We start from the raw sequence: 17044 nt of genomic DNA, 5'->3' as shown, positions 1-17044 counted from the left end.
CCGCGAAAGCAGGTCTACGTGCTGACCGTCGACTTCTCCCGCTTCCCGCTCGCCGCGGGCGACCGCGTGCTCGATCTGGGCTGCGGTGCAGGCCGGCACGCGTTCGAGTGCTACCGGCGCGGGGCGCAGGTCGTGGCCCTCGACCAGAACGGCGAGGAGATCCGCGAGGTCGCGAAGTGGTTCGCCGCGATGAAGGAGGCCGGGGAGGCACCGGAGGGCGCCACCGCCACCGCCATGGAGGGCGACGCGCTCAACCTGCCGTTCCCCGACGAGTCCTTCGACGTCGTGATCATCTCCGAGGTCATGGAGCACATCCCGGACGACAAGGGCGTGCTCGCCGAGATGGTGCGGGTGCTGAAGCCCGGTGGACGGATCGCCGTCACCGTGCCGCGCTACGGCCCCGAGAAGATCTGCTGGGCGCTGAGCGACGCGTACCACGAGGTCGAGGGCGGCCATATCCGCATCTACAAGGCCGACGAGCTGCTCGGCAAGATGAAGGAAGCCGGCCTCAAGCCGTACGGCACGCACCACGCACACGCGCTGCACTCGCCGTACTGGTGGCTCAAGTGCGCCTTCGGCGTCGACAACGACAAGGCCCTGCCGGTCAAGGCGTACCACCAGCTGCTGGTCTGGGACATCATGAAGAAGCCGCTGGCCACACGGCTCGCCGAGCAGGCGCTCAACCCACTGATCGGCAAGAGCTTCGTGGCGTACGCGACCAAGCCGCACCTGCCCGCAGTGGCCGCCAAGTGACTGTGCCCAAGCGCGGCCCCGGCCGTACGGAACACCTGGTCCTGCCCGGGGTCCTCACCGCGGAGGAAGCCCTCGAGACCGTTGCCGGGATACTCGCCGTGCAGCGCGAGGACGGCGCGATCCCGTGGTTCCGGGGGCATCACCTCGACCCGTGGGACCACACCGAGGCGGCCATGGCGCTGGACGCGGCGGGCGAGCACGAGGCAGCGGCCCGCGCGTACGAGTGGCTGATACGGCATCAGAACGAGGACGGGTCCTGGTACGCCGCGTATCACGACGGCGAGGCGGACCGGCCCACCGACCGGGGCCGTGAGAGCAACTTCTGCGCGTACATCGCCGTCGGCGTCTGGCACCACTTCCTGGCCACCGGCGACGAGGGGTTCCTCGACCGGATGTGGCCGGCCGTCTACGCCGCGATCGAGTTCGTACTGGCGCTGCAGCAGCCCGGCGGCCAGATCGGCTGGAAGCGGGAGGCGGACGGCACGGCGGTCAATGACGCGCTGCTGACCGGCAGTTCGTCGGTCCACCAGGCGCTGCGCTGCGCGCTGGCGATCGCCGAGGAGCGCGAAGAGCCGCAGCCCGACTGGGAGCTGGCGGCGGGCGCGCTCGCGCATGCGATCCGCCGGCACCCGGAGCGCTTCCTCGACAAGAGCCGCTACTCGATGGACTGGTACTACCCGGTGCTCGGCGGTGCGCTGACGGGTGCGGAGGCCAAGTCCCGTATCGAGGACGGCTGGGACGACTTCGTCGTACCGGGCCTCGGAGTACGGTGCGTGCTGCCCAACCCGTGGGTCACCGGTGGCGAGAGCTGCGAACTCGCCCTGGCACTGTGGGTGATGGGCGAGTCCGACCGGGCGCTGGAGATCCTTCAGTCCATCCAGCATCTGCGCGCCGAGGGCGGCATGTACTGGACGGGGTACGTCTTCGAGGGCAACCGGGCCGTGTGGCCGGAGGAACTCACCGCCTGGACGGCGGGTTCGCTGCTGCTGGCGGTGGCCGCGTTGGGGGGAGACGAGGCGACGGTTGCGGTGTTCGGCGGGGAGCGACTGCCGCGGGGGCTCGCGCCGGAGTGCTGCTAGGCCCTGTCGGCTGGGGCTCCGCCCCGGACCCCGCGCCTCAATCGCCGGCGGGGCTGCATTGCAGCCCGTCCGGCGATTGCGGACACGCCCGCAGGGCGTACCGGGGCTAGTACCTCCGCAGCCGGCCCGCCACCGCGTGGCCGATGAAGAGGTACACCACCGCCGCCAGGCCGTAGCCGGCGACGACGCGCGCCCAGGCGTCGTCGAAGGTGAACAGGTCGTAGGACCAGCCGGCGAGCCAGTGCGCGGCGTCCTGGATGAAGCTCACCAAGTCGTTGGCGCGGTTGGCGTCCAGCAGGTACATCAGGATCCAGAGGCCGAGGATGACGGCCATGACATCGGCAACGATCATGATGACCGCTGCGGCCTGATTCGTTCCGTTGTGATGACGAGGACTCATGGGCATCGGGTTACCGCTTGTGAGCGTGTGAAACCCTCGGCGTACAACAGGCTCGGGACGGACCTGCCGTACGCCTCCCAACTGGGCGAGCGAGCCTAGGAGTTCAGCTCCGCAAGGACGCGCAAAGTGTGCGGGTCCGGAGCGGTTACCAGCAGGTCCGTGACCGGGCCCTTGCGCCACAGCTCCAGGCGTTCCGCGATCCTTTCACGCGGCCCGACGAGGGAGATCTCGTCGGCGAAGGCGTCGGGCACCGCCAAGACCGCGTCCTCGCGGCGGCCGTCGGCGAACAGCTGCTGGATATGGCGGGCTTCGGACTCGAAGCCCATCCGGGCCATCAGATCGGCGTGGAAGTTCCGTGCCGCGTGGCCCATACCGCCGATGTAGAAGCCGAGCATCGCCTTCACCGGCAGTAGTCCCTCCGCCACATCGGTACAGACCTTGGCGCGGGCCATCGGCGCGATCATGAACCCGTCGGAGATGCCGCTGAGCGAGGCTTCGTAGACGTCCGTACGCATCGGCGACCAGTACAGCGGCAGCCAGCCGTCGGCGATACGCGTCGTCTGGGCGATGTTCTTCGGACCCTCCGCGCCCAGCAGGAGCGGCAGCCCGGCGCGCAGCGGATGCGTGATCGGCTTGAGCGCTTTGCCGATGCCGGTGGCGTCCTCTCCTCGGTACGGATGGGAGTGGAAGCGGCCCGCCAGTTCAACAGGTGCCTCTCGCCTGAGCACTTGGCGGATCACGTCGACGTACTCGCGGGTCGCCGTCAGCGGGCTCTTCGGGAACGGACGGCCGTACCAGCCCTCCACCACCTGCGGCCCCGACAGACCGAGTCCGAGCATCATCCGGCCGCCGGACAGATGGTCCAGGGTGAGCGCGTGCATCGCGGTGGCGGTGGGGGTGCGGGCGGCCATCTGCGCCACCGCCGTGCCGAGTCGGATGCGGGAGGTGTGCGCGGCGATCCAGGTCAGCGGGGTGAAGGCGTCGGAACCCCAGGCCTCCGCCGTCCATACGGAGTCGTAGCCGAGGCGCTCGGCCTCGCGTGCGAGATCGAGATGGGCGGGGTCCGGGCCGCGGCCCCAGTAGCCGAGAGCGAGTCCGAGTCGCATGCCGTGTCCCCCTCCAGCGATACGTTTCTGACGGTGCGTCAGGGTACGCCAACGGCCCCCCGCCCGGAAGGGCGAGGGGCCGCTCTGCGGACCGCTGTTTGCGTCAGCCGCGCTGGATGCCCGCGGTGTCCTGCAGCACGCCACGACGGCCGTCCTGCGTCTGGGCCACCAGGCCGGGACCGCGCTGCTCGACCGCGAGGTACCAGGTGCCGGGCGCGAGCTCGGCGATCGGGGTCGGCGAACCGTCCTCGCCGTACAGCGGGCGGGCCACCGGCACCGCGAACCAGAACGGCGTGAAGTCCGCGGCGCCACCGGCGTTCTGCGGCGCGGCCGGGGCCGGCTGCTGCTGCTGCTGACCCGGCTGCGGCTGGGCGCCGTACGGCTGGGGCTGACCCGGCTGGCCGGGCTGCGCGCCGTAGGGCTGCTGCTGGGCACCCGGGTAGCCGTAGCCGCCGGCCATACCGGGCTGCGCGCCGTACGGCTGCGTGACCGGCTTCGGGGCGCCGAGAAGCGGGGCCTTGAAGGCCGGGACGATGAGCGAGCAGACCGCGCCGGCGGCCAGCACGAGCGTGGCGATGAAGCCGAGGATGAGGCCGATGCCGGCGTCGACACTGCCGCCGACGTCCAGGGAGCCCGCCGGGTCGAAGATCGCGCCGAGCGCGCTCCAGGCCGTGAAGACGGTCAGGGCGACGCCGAGCTGGCCGAGGTCGAGCCCGATGACCTTCGGCGGCTGCGGCAGCCCGCGCGAGACGACGATCAGAGCGGCGCCGATGATGCCGGCCAAGTAGACACCCAGGAGCAGGGACCCGTTGTCCCAGGCGTTCGGCACGCCGTCGCAGTTGCTGCCGGAGCAGTCGAACGTGTCGAGGAACGAGGCGATGAACAGCAACACCGCTGCTCCGATCACCACGCCATCGCCTCGGGTCAGGGAGCGGATGTTCACGTAAAAGTCCTTCGTCGGTCGTCTCATCGGGGCGGTCGTCGCTGCCGCCGGTACGGCGGTGTGCGCGTCGCGGAGCTCGGGGGTGCTCCCCATCGTAGAGCTGAATCTATCGTCTGCCCGATCCGGCCGTCTGCCGGGTATGGGAGTTACCGGTCGAGGTAGCTGCTGATGCCGTCAGCCATTCCCTGCGCCGCTTTCTGCCGCCAGTTGGAGCTTGTGAGCAGAGCGGCATCCTTCGGGTCACGCATATTGCCGCATTCGATGAACACCTTGGGCACGACGGACAGGTTGAGGCCGCCGAGATCCTCGCGTACGTCCAACCCCGTACCGTCGCCCACATAGTTGGAGGGCGCGCTGCCGGTCGCGCGTACGAACTTTCCGGCGATCCGCTCGCCGAGGTCGCGCGAGGGGCCGACGATGTTCGCGGTGTCCGCCGCACCCCCCTTGACCAGGGCGGGAAGGATTACATGGAAGCCGCGGTTGCCGACGGCCGAGCCGTCGGCGTGAATGGAGATCACCGCATCGGCCTTTGCCTTGTTTCCGATGCGCGCCCGTTCATCCACGCAGGGGCCGAACGGCCGGTCGTTGGTGTGGGTGAATTTTACCGTTGCGCCCTGCTTTTCGAGCAGTGTGCGAAGACGTTGTGAAACATCGAGGCTGAATTCGGCCTCGGTGTAACCGGCGTTGGTGGACGTGCCCGTCGTGTCGCATTCCTTGCGGTTGGTTCCGATATCCACGAGTTTGTTGATTTCGCTCGTGTGCTGGAAATTGCCGGGGTTGTGCCCCGGGTCGACGACCACGACCCTGCCGGCGAGCGGCCCCGACGCACCGGCCCTCCCCTTCGACGGCGACGGCGACGGCGACGGCGAGGCGGTGGCAGAGGTGGCGGACGGTGACGGAGAGGCCGGCGGGGCGGGCTTGCCCGCGGCGGTCGACCCGCTCGGCAATGCCCTCGGCGGCTCGTTCTCGTCCGGGCCGCTCATTACCTGCCAGGCGAGCCACCCCGCCAGCGCGGTCGGCACCAGCGCGGCAATCACGATCGTGAGATTGCCGCGACCGAAGCGGCGCGGCGGCATGGAGGGCTGGTTCTCGTCGTACGACACCCTCGCGATGCTAGCCCGGCGGCTCAGATCCCCGTTCCGGTACGCCGCAGGACGCGCAGCGAGTCGGTCACCGAGACCTCGGTGAACGCGCCGGACGCGAGTGCCCGGAGGTAGACGCGGTACGGGGCCTGGCCGGTCCACTCGTCGACCGGGTCGGGGAAGACGTCGTGGATGACGAGGAGGCCGCCGTCGGCGACATGCGGCGCCCAGCCCTCGTAGTCGCCGCCCGCGTGCTCGTCGGTGTGGCCGCCGTCGATGAAGACCAGGCCGAGGGGTGTGCCCCAGACCTTCGCGACCAGCGGGGAGCGGCCGACGACGGCGATGACATGGTCCTCGAGACCGGCCTTGTGCAGGGTGCGGCGGAAGGTCGGCAGCGTGTCGATCTCGCCGACCTCCGGGTCGACCACGGTCGGGTCGTGGTACTCCCAGCCCGGCTGCTGCTCCTCGCTGCCCCGGTGGTGGTCGACCGTGATCGCCGTCGTCCCCGCCTCACGGGCGGCGTCGGCGAGCAGGATGGTCGAGCGCCCGCAGTAGGTCCCCACCTCGAGCAGCGGCAGCCCGAGCGCCCCGGCCTCGGCGGCGGCCGCGTAGAGGGCGAGGCCCTCGGCCACGGGCATGAAGCCCTTGGCCGCCTCGAAGGCGGCGAGGGTCTCCGGCTTGGGGGCGGCGGCCATGGTTCCTCCTGGTCGTGCGGGTGTCCTGGCGGCCCATGGTGCCGTATGCCCACGCACGGCACGGACAGTAACCCCGTTGTCTGACCTATCGTCAGATTGAAACGTGTTCTAGTCTGCCGCCCATGGGCATCGGAATCACGCAAGAGCAGCGGGAGCTGGCCCGGTCCGTACGCGGCTGGCTGGCGCGCGCCGTGCCGCCCGAGGCCGTACGAAAGCAGCTCGACGCGACCGGCGCCGGGGCGGGGGGACGGCCCGGCTACTGGGACGGCGCCGCCGAACAGGGGCTGCTCGGCGTGCATCTTGCCGAGGAGTACGGGGGCGGGGGCGGGACCATCCTCGACCTTGCCGCCGTCCTGGAGGAAACGGGGCGCGCGGCGCTGCCGGGACCGTACCTGCCGTGCGTGCTCGCCTCCGCCGTATTGGCCCGCGCGGGCAGAGCCGATCTGGCGGGGACACTCGCGCGAGGGGAGCGCATCGCGGCCGTCGCGCTCGGTCCCGGGACGCTCACCGCCACCCGTACTCAGGACGGCCACCGGCTCGACGGCACCGCCCCGCCCGTCCTCGGCGCCGGGCACGCCGATCTGCTCGTACTCGAAACCCCGACGGGCTGGCTCGCGGTGGACGCGGGTGCGCTCACCGTCCGAGTGCACGAGAGCGCCGACCCGACCCGGCCCACCGCCGAGGTCACCGCGCACGGCGTGACCGTGCCCCGGGACCGTGTACTGGAGATCGACACCGCTCTCGTACGGGACCTCGCCTCCGTGCTGTACGCGGCCGAAGCGTGCGGCACCGCCGCCTGGGCCCTGCACACCGCCTCCGAGTACGCGAAGGTCCGTGAGCAGTTCGGACGGCCCATCGGGCGGTTCCAGGCGATCAAGCATCTCTGCGCCGACATGCTGGTGCGCGTCGAACAGGCGAGGGCGCTGACGTGGGACGCGGCACGCGCGGTGGACCAGAGCCCGGGCGTACGCGGCCTGGTGGCCTCGCTCGCAGCCGGGGCCGCCCTTGACGCCGCGTACTCCTGCGCCAAGGACTGCATCCAGGTGCTCGGCGGGATCGGGTTCACCTGGGAGCACGACGCGCATCTGTATCTGCGGCGGGCTCTCGTCGTACGGCAGCTGCTGGGGGCGGGCGACAGCCACCGGCTGCGGGCCGTGCGGTTCGCCGCGGGCGGGGCGCGGCGCGAGCTCAGGCTGGAGCTGCCCGCCGAGGCGCAGACGTACCGGGAGCGGGCCCGCGAGGCCGTCGCGGCGGCACGCGGCCTCGAACCGGCCGCCGCCCGCCGCGTGCTCGCCGCCACCGGCTATGCCGCGCCGCATCTGCCCGAGCCGTACGGCCTCGGCGCAGGTCCTGTCCAACAGCTCGCCGTACAACAGGAGTTGACGCACGCAGGGATCGAGCTGAGCGGCCTGGGCATCGCTACCTGGGTGGTGCCTTCGCTCCTCGCGTACGGAACCGAGGAGCAGAAGGAACGCTTTCTGCTGCCGACGCTGCGCGGCGATGTGCTCTGGTGCCAGCTGTTCAGCGAGCCGGCTTCGGGATCGGATCTGGCGAGCCTGCGCACCCGGGCCGAGAAGACGGCGGACGGCTGGCGGATCACCGGACAGAAGGTGTGGACGAGCGCCGCCCAGTGGGCCGACCACGGGATACTGCTCGCCCGTACGAACCCGGATGCTCCCAAGCACAAGGGGCTGACGTACTTCCTCGTGGACATGAAGAACACCGAGGGGATCGACATCCGGCCGCTCAAGGAGATCACCGGGGAGTCGCTCTTCAACGAGGTGTACTTCGACGGGGCGCTGCTCCCGCACGACGCCGTGGTCGGGCAGGTCGACGACGGCTGGAAGGTCGCCCGCAACACCCTCGGCAACGAACGCGTCCACATGGCCGACCAGCTGACCTTCGACACCGGGCTCGAAGCGCTGCTCGCGCGGGCCTCCGGCCTCGACGGCGCCTGCCGCGCCCGGATCGGGTCGCTCGCCGCCGAGGCGCACGCTCTCGCCTGCATCGGCCTGCGGACCACCATGCGGCAGGTGTCAGGCCTCGACCCGGGCGCCGGGGCGTCCGTGCGCAAGCTCGTCCAGACCACGCACCAGCAGAAGACCGCCGAGCTCGCCGTCGAACTGCTCGGACCCGAGGGCGCATTGCGTGAAGGGGCCGGGGAGCGGGCGGTGCACGGGCTGCTGATGTCGCGCTGCCTGACCATCGCGGGCGGCACCACGCAGGTCCAGCTCAATGTCATCGCCGAGCGCATCCTCGGCCTCCCGCGGGACTGAAGGAGTAGGACGTGAAGAGCTATATCGTCGGCGTCGGGATGACGAAGTTCGAGAAGCCCGAGTCGAGGGACTGGCAGTACTGGGACATGGCGAAGGAGGCCGGCTCGCGGGCTCTCGCCGACGCCGGGATCGCCTACGAGCAGGTGGAGCAGGTCCCCGTCGGCTACTGCTTCCAGGCATCGACGGCGGGCCAGCGGGCCGCGTACGAACTCGGCCTGACCGGCATCCCCGTCTACAACGTCAACAACAACTGCGCGACCGCGTCGACGGCGCTGATGATGGCGCGGCAGTTCGTCGAGGGCGGCGTCAGCGACTGCGTACTCGCGCTCGGCTTCGAGAAGATGGCCCGCGGCGCTCTGGGAGCGGGCTCCGACGGCGGAGCCCGCGGCGGAACCGCCGGTGTCGGGGGCGGGACGTCGCCGGTCGCCCGGCACTACGGCGTCATGGCGGCCGGGCACGGCTTCGAGATGTCCCCGCCCACCGCCCAGATCTTCGGCAACGCCGCCCGCGAGCACATGGAGCGGTACGGCACCACCGAGGCGCAGCTCGCCGCCGTCGGCGCCAAGAACCACAAGCACTCGGCGGCCAACCCCAACGCCCAGTTCCAGGACGTCTATTCGGTCGACGAGATCCTCGCCGCGAAGACGATCCACCGGCCGCTGACCAAGCTCCAGTGCTCGCCGACATCCGACGGTTCGGCCGCGGCGGTCGTTGTCTCCGAGCGCTTCATCGTCCAGCACGGCCTCCACGACAAGGCCGTGGAGATCGCGGCCCAGTCGATGACCACCGACACCGGCGAATCCTTCGCGTCCGGCTCCTGCATCGACGTCGTCGGCAAGCCGATGTCCCGCGCGGCCGGTCAGCAGGTCTTCGCGAGCTCCGGGCTCGGCATCGAGGACGTCGACGTCGTGGAGCTGCACGACTGCTTCTCCATCAATGAGCTGCTCACCTACGAGGCGCTGGGCATGTGCGCGGACGGCGAGTCCGGAAAGCTGGTGGAGAGCGGGGCGACGACCTACGGCGGACGATGGGTGGTCAACCCGTCGGGCGGCCTGATCTCCAAGGGCCATCCGCTGGGCGCCACCGGACTGGCCCAAGTGGCCGAGCTGGTCTGGCAGCTGAGGGGCGAGGCGGGTCCGCGACAGGTGGACGGGGCGCGGGTCGGGCTCGCGCACAACATCGGGCTCGGCGGGGCCGCGGTGGTCACACTGCTGCGAAGGTCCTAGGTCTGGCGGGCCCCCGGTCCGTACATCGATTTCCCGATGTACGGACCGCCGGGCGGCTGCGACCATGACCGTCATGGCCCAAGCCCCATCAGACGTCGAGCAGTCCCTCATACCGGCATCCGCCGCCCGGTCCTCGCGTACCTGGGCGGTGATTCTCGCCGCGTGCGCCGGCCAGTTCCTCGTCGTCCTCGACGTGTCCGTGGTCAATGTCGCGCTCCCCTCGATGCGCGCCGACCTCGGGCTCTCCACGACCGGCCTGCAGTGGGTCCTCAACGCGTACTCCATCGCCTTCGCCGGCTTCATGCTGCTCGGCGGCCGGGCCGCGGACATCTTCGGCCGCAAGCGGATGTTCCTCGTCGGGCTCGGTCTGTTCACCGCCGCGTCCGTCGCGGGCGGGCTAGCACAGGAGGGCTGGCAGCTGCTCGCCGCCCGCGCCGTACAGGGCCTCGGTGCGGCCGTGCTCGCTCCGGCGACCCTCACCATCCTGACGGCGGCCGTGCCGCCGGGTCCCGCGCGGACCCGGGCGATCGGCACCTGGTCGGCGGTGGGCGCGGCGGGCGGCGCGGCCGGCGGGCTCGTCGGCGGCGCCCTCACCGATCTGCTGTCCTGGCGCTGGGTGTTGCTGATCAATGTGCCGGTCGGCGCGCTGGTGCTGGTGGGCGCGGCGATCTGGCTCACCGAGAGCCGGGCGGGCGACGGGCGCCGGCTCGACCTGCCGGGCGCGGTGCTGGTCACAGGCGGCCTCGCGGCGGTCGCCTACGGAATCGTGCAGACCGAGGAGTCGGGCTGGACCGCGCCCGCCACGCTGCTGCCGCTGCTCTGCGGGCTTGCGGTGCTCGGGGTCTTCGTGGCGGTGGAGGCGCGGACCGGGGCGCCGCTGATGCCGCTGAAGGTGTTCCGGTCGCGGGCGGTCTCCGCGGCGAATGTGGCCATGCTCGTCTGCGGTTCGGCGTCCTTCGCGATGTGGTTCTTCATGACGGTGTACGCGCAGAATGTGCTGGACTACACGCCGTTCCGGGCGGGCCTGGCGCTCATCCCCAGCTCGCTGAGCGTCATCGTCGGCTCGAAGCTCGCACCCCGGCTGATGGCGAAGGCCGGCGCCAGGAACGTCGCCGTCATCGGCGCGCTGGTCGCCGCGACCGGATTCGGCTGGCAGTCCAGGATGACCGCCGACGGCACGTATCTCGCCTCGATCCTCGGCCCCGGCATCCTGATGATGGCCGGCGTCGGTCTCGCCGCGACGCCGCTCGCCTCGCTCGCCACATCGGGCGCGGCACCGGGCGACGCGGGCCTCGTCTCGGGGCTGATCAACACCTCGCGCACGATGGGCGGCGCGCTGGGCCTGGCCGTTCTGTCCACGGTCGCGGCGGCGCGCACGGCGGGCGGCACCAACCCGGAGGCGCTGACGGCCGGTTATGCGCTGGCGTTCCGTACGGGGACGGGGGTGCTGGTGGCGGCGGCGGTGCTGATGCTGCTGTGGCTGCCGCGCCCGGCACACTCAAGCCTCGCCGGCGATTGAGGCGCGGGGGTTCCGGGGGCGGAGCCCCCGGTTACAGCCAGCCCTGCCGGCGTGCCGCCCGTACCGCCTCCATGCGGTTGCGCGTGCCCGTCTTGCCGATCGCGGACGACAGATAGTTCCGTACGGTCGACTCGGACAGATGCAGGGCCGCCGCTATGTCGGAGACCGTCGCTCCGTCCACCGAGGCGTTCAGTACATCCCGTTCACGCGCGGTGAGCGGACTCGGCCCCGCACTCAGCGCCGCCGCGGCCAGCGCCGGGTCGATCACGGTCTCCCCGGTCAGCACCCGCCGGATCGCCGCGGCCAGCTCCTCGACGGGCCCGTCCTTGACCAGGAATCCGGCCGCCCCGGCCCCCATCGCCCGGCGCAGATAGCCGGGCCGGCCGAAGGTGGTGAGGATCAGCACCCGGCAGTCGGGAACCTCCTCCCGCAGATCGGCTGCCGCGTCGAGGCCGCTGCGCCCCGGCAGTTCGATGTCCAGCAGCGCCACATCGGGCCGCGAGGCGAGCGCGGCATCGACGATGGCGTCGCCACGGCCGACCTGCGACACCACCTCGATGTCCTCCTCGAGCCCCAGCAGCAGTGCGAGTGCGCCGCGCATCATGCCCTGGTCCTCGGCGAGCAGGACGCGTACGGACTTGGCGGGCCGGTGATTCCGGGGCATCTCTTCCACGGCGTAAGGGTATGTCCGACCAGGGCTCATTCGACCTGCGCCGGTTCCGCCCGCTGTTCCGCTTCCGGTTCCGCCTGCCGTTCCTGCAGGCGTTCCTGCTGCTGTTCCCGCTGCTGTTCCTGCGGTGCGTCCACGGGGAGTTCCGCCCGGACCCGGAAGCCGCCCCGCGGCGACGGGCCCGCCGCCAACGAGCCGCCCGAGGCCGAGAGGCGTTCCGTCAGGCCCTTCAGGCCCGTGCCGCCGAGGGTGGGGGCGGCATCCTCGACGGGGGACCCGCGGCCGTCGTCGGTGATCGTGAGGCGGACCTGGTCCGGGGCGCCCTCCAGAGTGATCTCGCAGTGGGCCGCGCCGCTGTGGCGTACGGCGTTGGTCACCGCCTCGCGGACCACCCAGCCCAGCAGCGCCGCCGTCTGCGGTTCCAGCGGCGGGCCCGACTGGCGGACCACCGGCTCGATGCCGGCCGCCGTCAGCGCCGAGCGGGCCCGGTCCAGTTCGGTGGCGAGGCTGCCCTCGCGGTAGCCGGTCACCGCCTCGCGTATCTCGGTGAGGGCCTGGCGGCCCACTGACTCGATGTCCGTGATCTGGATGATCGCGGCGTCCATGTCGCGCGGGGCGAGGCGGCGCGCGGCCTCCGACTTGACCACGATCACCGAGAGGGTGTGGCCGAGCAGATCGTGCAGATCGCGGGAGAAGCGCAGCCGCTCCTTCTCGACGGCGGTGCGGGCCAGCTCCTGCCGGGTGTCCCGGAGTTCCCGCACGGTCTCGGACAGGGCGAGGATCGCGGCGGTCACCATGCCGGAGATGAACGTCCCGTACGCGACATTGACCGCACCCCAGCCGTCCCGCACCCCGGCGATCACCCCGGCCAGGGCGCTCAGCCCCAGCACGGTGGGGCCGAGCCGCCGCCCCCGTACGACCGAGCCGACAGCCAGGCCGAGGAGCGGGAAGAAGAGCAGCCAGCTGCCGCCGTACCCGATGGCGAGCCCACAGGTGACCGCAGTCATCGCCACCAGCAGCCAGCGGGTGGAGCGCGCCTCCCGCGCCTCCTTCTGGAAGGCGCGGAACACCACGGAGATGTAGAGGGAGTTGAAGACCAGCAGACCGATGCCGCCGATCCAGGGGTTGGGGGTCTTGCCCTGGAGGAGGTTGGAGAAGGCGCCCATCCCCATCAACAGCCACGGCAGCATCGCGAAGCCGTTGGGCGGGCCCATCTCCTCGGCCCCTCGCTGCCCGGCATTCCTGCGAGTCCGCCTTTCGGCCTTCTGTCCGCACCAGTCGGCCTTCCAGGCGTCCATCCGCGCGGTGTATCCGGCGTACCAGTCGCTCTTCCCGCGCATCGTCGCTCCCGTCATGCCGTCCTCGCGGCCCGACGGTATGAGATCACCGCGTACGAGCCGAACACCAGCAGCCAGCCCAGCAGCACCGTCACCGTGGTGAGGCCGGGCGCATGGCCCAGTGTCGTCGACCAGCCCAGGTCCGCGAAGCGGTTGGCCGGGGTGTACTGCGACAGCGAGCGCAGCCAGCCGGGGAACAGGTCCACCGGGAACCACAGTCCGCCGACGACCGCGAGCCCCAGATTGCAGGCCATGTTCACCACGCCCGTCGTCTGCGCGGAGAGCCGGTAGCCGTTGCCGAGCCCCAGCAGCGTGAAGGGGAGGGCGCCGAGCCAGAGCAGCACGGTGAGTGCCACCCACTGCCAGGCATCCAGCCGTACGCCGTTGAGCAGACCGCCGGCCGCGAGGACGGCGACGATCGCGGGCAGCACGGTCACCGAGCCGGTGAGCGCGCGGCCGGTGACGACCTGGCGCGGGCTCATCGGCGTGATCCGCAGCTGTCGCAGCCAGCCGAGAGCCTTGTCCTCGGCGACCCCTCCACCGGTGGACAGGGCCGCGCCGAGCGCTCCGTAGGCGGCCATGCCGACCATGGAGGCGGTCTTCCACTCGGCGGCGTTCTCGCCGAGGTTGGTGAAGAGCAGATACATCATTACCGGCATCCCGATGCCGAGGATCACGAACCCGGTGTCGCGCATCGTGCGGCGCACTTCCAGCTTGAGGTAGGCGGTGATCATCGCGCTGTCTCCAGTTCGGGGGAGGCCGACGTGAGGGTGAGGAAGGCGTCTTCGAGCGAGACCGGGGCGACTTCGAGGCCACGGATCGCGCCCAGTTCGGCGAGTGCGACGACGGTCGCGTCCGAGTCGTCCGTACGCAGCCGGGCACGGTCGCCCCGTACCTCCACGGAGACGACGCCGGGGAGCAGGGTGAGCCCTTCGGTGCTCCCTCCCGCCAGGTCGAAGGAGACGAGATTGCCGCCGGCCGAGCGCTTGAGCTGCTCGCTCGTGCCGTCGGCGACGATCCGGCCGTGGTCGACGACGACGATCCGGTCGGCGTTGTTGTCGGCCTCCTCCAGGTAGTGGGTGGAGAAGAGCACGGTGTTGCCGCGCGCGGCATAGCCGCGCATGGACTTCCAGAAGGCGTGCCGTGCCTCGACGTCGAGTGCCGCGGTCGGCTCGTCGAGGATGATCAGCTCCGGGTTGCCGGCCAGCGCGAGGGCGAAGCGGACGCGCTGGACCTGGCCGCCGGAGAGCCGGTCGGCGCGGCGGTCCGCGAGCTCGGTGAGCCCGGCCAGCTCCAGCGCCTCAGCGACGGGCAGCGGCCGCGGGTAGGTGGCGGCCACGAAGGTGACCACTTCGCGCACGGTCACCCGGGGGATCGGGCGGCCGTCCTGGAGCATCGCCCCGACACGGCCGGCGGCGACCGCGTGCTCGGGGGCGCGGCCGAAGAGCCGGACCCGGCCGGCGTCGGGGTCGTTCAGGCCGAGCATCAGGCTGATGGCGGTGGACTTGCCGGCGCCGTTGCGGCCGAGCAGGGCGACCGTCTCGCCGCGCCGGATGTCGAGGTCGATGCCGTCGACGGCGCGCACCTCGCCGAAGACCTTGGCCGCCCCCGCGAAGCTCACCGCCGCCTCGCTGTCTGTTGTCTGCCACTGCGTCTGCGTCATGTGGATCACGCTACGGAGCGGGCACAGGGTCCCGGCAGATGCGCATGTACGGACTCGGCAGTGACAAATGTCCTGGGTGGGCCGCACTTCTGACATGGCGTCAGCAGTCTTCACAAGTGCTGGGGCCTGCGTTATACATAGGGGCCATCGGCCTAGAACGCGTTCTAGAACGGGCGTCGGGGCCGGTCCCGTACGACCTCGGTGCGGCCGACGGTGCGGACGGCCGCGCCGAGGTCTTCCACTCCTCAAGGAGCAGCATCCTCATGCCCATTGATGCCGCCAAGGCCGTCGCCGCCGAACCCCGCAGCGCCGAGATCGGCTGGGACCACAAGGACGTCCTGCTCTACCACCTCGGCCTCGGCGCGGGCTCCTTCCAAGGCAGTCCGGGCCCCGCCACCGACCCCGACGAACTGCGCTACACCCTCGAGTCGAAGCTGCATGTGCTGCCCAGCTTCGCCACCGTCGCCGGCGCGGGCAAAGGCGTCATCGGCGGGCTCACCGGACCCGGTCTCGACATCAATCTGGCATCCGTACTGCACGGCGGACAGACCGTCGAGGTCCACCGCCCGATCCCGGTCGAAGGCAGGGCCGTCTCGACCTCCCGGATCGCGGCGGTCTACGACAAGGGCAAGGCCGCGATCCTCGTCCTGCGCTCCGAAGCGGCCGACGACGAGGGCCCGCTGTGGACCAGTGACGCTCAGATCTTCGTACGCGGAGAGGGCGGCTTCGGCGGCGACCGCGGCCCCTCCCAGCGCCTCGAACTCCCCGCCCGCGCCCCGGACAGGACCGTGGAGCGCACCATCCGCGAGGACCAGGCGCTGCTCTACCGGCTCTCCGGCGACTTCAACCCGCTGCACGCCGACCCCGAGTTCGCCAAGCTCGCCGGCTTCGACCGGCCGATCCTGCACGGGCTCTGCTCGTACGGCATGACGCTCAAGGCGGTCGTCGACACGATGCTCGGCGGGGACGTCACCCGCATCCGCTCGTACACCACACGCTTCGCCGGGGTGGTCTTTCCCGGCGAGACCCTGCGCATCAGGATGTGGCGCTGCGCCGAGGGCACAGCCCGCGTCCAGGTGTCGGTCACGGCCGTCGAGAGGGACGACGCGCCGGTCCTCGCCGACACCATCGTCGATCACTCCTGAGCCGATCACCTGAGTCGATCACTCCTGAATCGATCACTCCTGAAGGGAGCCGCACCGTGCGCGCAGCCGTACTGCACGAGACAGGGCAGGACAAGCTCGAAGTCCTCGACGACATCGAGGCGGTGGGCTTCGGCCCCGGAAAGGTCAAGATCCGGGTCCGGGCCACCGGACTGTGCCACTCCGACGTCTCCGCGATGAACGGCGTGCTGCCGCAACCGGCGCCCTTCGTCCCGGGCCACGAGGGCGCCGGCGAGATCATCGACGTCGGCGACGGTGTGAACGGCGTCAAGCAGGGCGACCGGGTGCTGCTGTGCTGGCTGCCCGCGTGCGGTGTCTGTCCCGCCTGCAAGCGCGGCCAGACCCAGCTCTGTCTCGCCGGCTTCATGAACGCGGGCACGCCCAACTTCAAGCGTGCCGGCGCAAGCCCTTCCGACGTGTTCGGCTTCGCGGGCACCGGCACCTTCGCCGAGGAGGTCGTCGTCGACGCCGGCTGCGCCGTACCGATCCCCGACGATGTGCCGTTCGACATCGCCGCGCTGATCGGCTGCGGAGTGACCACGGGTCTCGGCGCGGCCGTCAACACCGCGGATGTGGCGGTGGGTTCCTCGGTCGCCGTCATCGGCTGCGGCGGCGTCGGCATCTCCGCGATCCAAGGCGCCAGGCTCAAGGGCGCGGCGCAGATCGTCGCCGTCGACCCGGTCGCGAGCCGACGTGCGGCCGCCCTCACCTTCGGTGCCACCGAGGCCGTTTCGCCCGACGAGCTGGCCGACGCCAAGCAGCGCATCACCGCCGGCGAGGGCTTCGACTACGTCTTCGAGGTCGTCGGCAAGTCGGCGACGGCCCGCATCGCGTACGAGACGACCCGGCGCGGCGGCACCCTGTGCATCGTCGGCGCGGGCGCCATGGACGACTTCCTCCAGCTCAATATGTTCGAGCTGTTCTTCGACGAAAAGCGGATCCTGCCGTCCATGTACGGGGGCGGGGACGTACTCACCTCGTACGAGCGGGCCATCGCCCTGTGGCGGGCGGGCCGGATCGACCTCGAAGGGCTGATCACCCACCGGGTGCAGCTCGCGGAGATCAATGACGCGCTGGCCCAGATGCGTACGGGCGAGGCGCTGCGTACCTGCATCGAAATCTGAGAGGAACC

At 71.0% G+C, this 17044-nt stretch carries 16 protein-coding genes; 7 read left to right on the top strand and 9 right to left on the bottom strand.

What is annotated here, in order from left to right:
- Positions 1-18: 18 nt before the first annotated feature.
- A complete protein-coding gene (locus ACFYXH_RS05675; RefSeq protein WP_385302613.1) occupies positions 19-753 on the top strand; it encodes a class I SAM-dependent methyltransferase in 735 nt (244 codons plus the stop codon).
- Entirely contained in the window at positions 750-1832 is a 1083-nt protein-coding gene (locus tag ACFYXH_RS05670) for a prenyltransferase/squalene oxidase repeat-containing protein (protein ID WP_389560880.1), read from the top strand. The genes ACFYXH_RS05675 and ACFYXH_RS05670 overlap by 4 nt, the downstream gene beginning before the upstream one ends.
- 106 nt (positions 1833-1938) lie before the next feature.
- Here the strand turns inward: ACFYXH_RS05670 and ACFYXH_RS05665 are convergent, their stop codons facing one another.
- From ACFYXH_RS05665 to ACFYXH_RS05645, 5 genes are all read right to left on the bottom strand, one after another.
- Entirely contained in the window at positions 1939-2232 is a 294-nt protein-coding gene (locus ACFYXH_RS05665; protein WP_327323274.1) for a hypothetical protein, read from the bottom strand.
- Positions 2233-2327: 95 nt separating this feature from the next.
- On the bottom strand, positions 2328-3338 hold the full coding sequence (locus ACFYXH_RS05660) for an LLM class F420-dependent oxidoreductase (RefSeq protein ID WP_389560879.1): 1011 nt from the start codon (positions 3336-3338) through the stop codon (positions 2328-2330).
- Between the two features lie 103 nt (positions 3339-3441).
- Positions 3442-4281 (bottom strand): hypothetical protein, encoded by an 840-nt coding sequence (locus tag ACFYXH_RS05655; protein ID WP_389561283.1) that lies wholly within the window; start codon positions 4279-4281, stop codon positions 3442-3444.
- A gap of 146 nt (positions 4282-4427) precedes the next feature.
- On the bottom strand, positions 4428-5384 hold the full coding sequence (locus ACFYXH_RS05650; protein ID WP_389560878.1) for an N-acetylmuramoyl-L-alanine amidase: 957 nt from the start codon (positions 5382-5384) through the stop codon (positions 4428-4430).
- Between the two features lie 23 nt (positions 5385-5407).
- Positions 5408-6058: a class I SAM-dependent methyltransferase gene (locus ACFYXH_RS05645; RefSeq protein ID WP_389560877.1), complete on the bottom strand. Its 651-nt coding sequence runs from the start codon at positions 6056-6058 to the stop codon at positions 5408-5410.
- Between the two features lie 122 nt (positions 6059-6180).
- On the opposite strand from ACFYXH_RS05645, the gene ACFYXH_RS05640 reads away from it, so the two are divergent.
- The 3 genes from ACFYXH_RS05640 (at position 6181) to ACFYXH_RS05630 (ending at position 11079) form a co-directional block, all read left to right on the top strand.
- A complete protein-coding gene (locus tag ACFYXH_RS05640) occupies positions 6181-8334 on the top strand; it encodes an acyl-CoA dehydrogenase (protein WP_389560876.1) in 2154 nt (717 codons plus the stop codon).
- Positions 8335-8345: 11 nt separating this feature from the next.
- The gene (locus ACFYXH_RS05635) at positions 8346-9560 is read left to right on the top strand and encodes a lipid-transfer protein (RefSeq protein WP_389560875.1); all 1215 of its coding nucleotides are present in this window, start codon (positions 8346-8348) and stop codon (positions 9558-9560) included.
- A 73-nt stretch (positions 9561-9633) separates the two neighbouring features.
- Complete coding sequence (locus ACFYXH_RS05630) at positions 9634-11079, top strand: MFS transporter (protein ID WP_389560874.1); 1446 nt, start codon at positions 9634-9636, stop codon at positions 11077-11079.
- Positions 11080-11110: 31 nt separating this feature from the next.
- On the opposite strand, the gene ACFYXH_RS05625 is transcribed toward ACFYXH_RS05630, so the two are convergent.
- The 4 genes from ACFYXH_RS05625 to ACFYXH_RS05610 are packed head-to-tail and all read right to left on the bottom strand — an operon-like array spanning position 11111 to position 14749.
- On the bottom strand, positions 11111-11743 hold the full coding sequence (locus ACFYXH_RS05625; protein WP_389561282.1) for a response regulator: 633 nt from the start codon (positions 11741-11743) through the stop codon (positions 11111-11113).
- A 35-nt stretch (positions 11744-11778) separates the two neighbouring features.
- Complete coding sequence (locus ACFYXH_RS05620) at positions 11779-13089, bottom strand: sensor histidine kinase (RefSeq protein WP_389561281.1); 1311 nt, start codon at positions 13087-13089, stop codon at positions 11779-11781.
- A gap of 11 nt (positions 13090-13100) precedes the next feature.
- Positions 13101-13820 (bottom strand): ABC transporter permease, encoded by a 720-nt coding sequence (locus ACFYXH_RS05615; protein WP_389560873.1) that lies wholly within the window; start codon positions 13818-13820, stop codon positions 13101-13103.
- Positions 13817-14749 carry an ATP-binding cassette domain-containing protein gene (locus ACFYXH_RS05610; RefSeq protein ID WP_389560872.1) on the bottom strand — a complete coding sequence of 311 codons (933 nt, stop codon included), beginning with the start codon at positions 14747-14749 and terminating at the stop codon, positions 13817-13819. Before ACFYXH_RS05610 ends, ACFYXH_RS05615 begins: the two co-directional genes overlap by 4 nt.
- Before the next feature lie 263 nt (positions 14750-15012).
- On the opposite strand from ACFYXH_RS05610, the gene ACFYXH_RS05605 reads away from it, so the two are divergent.
- Positions 15013-15894 (top strand): MaoC/PaaZ C-terminal domain-containing protein, encoded by an 882-nt coding sequence (locus ACFYXH_RS05605; protein ID WP_389560871.1) that lies wholly within the window; start codon positions 15013-15015, stop codon positions 15892-15894.
- A 56-nt stretch (positions 15895-15950) separates the two neighbouring features.
- Positions 15951-17036: a Zn-dependent alcohol dehydrogenase gene (locus ACFYXH_RS05600; RefSeq protein ID WP_389560870.1), complete on the top strand. Its 1086-nt coding sequence runs from the start codon at positions 15951-15953 to the stop codon at positions 17034-17036.
- Positions 17037-17044: the final 8 nt, after the last annotated feature.

Source organism: Streptomyces sp. NPDC002730, from assembly GCF_042888805.1.
Taxonomy (GTDB): domain Bacteria; phylum Actinomycetota; class Actinomycetes; order Streptomycetales; family Streptomycetaceae; genus Streptomyces.
This window is presented reverse-complemented; position numbering and strand designations above follow the sequence as displayed.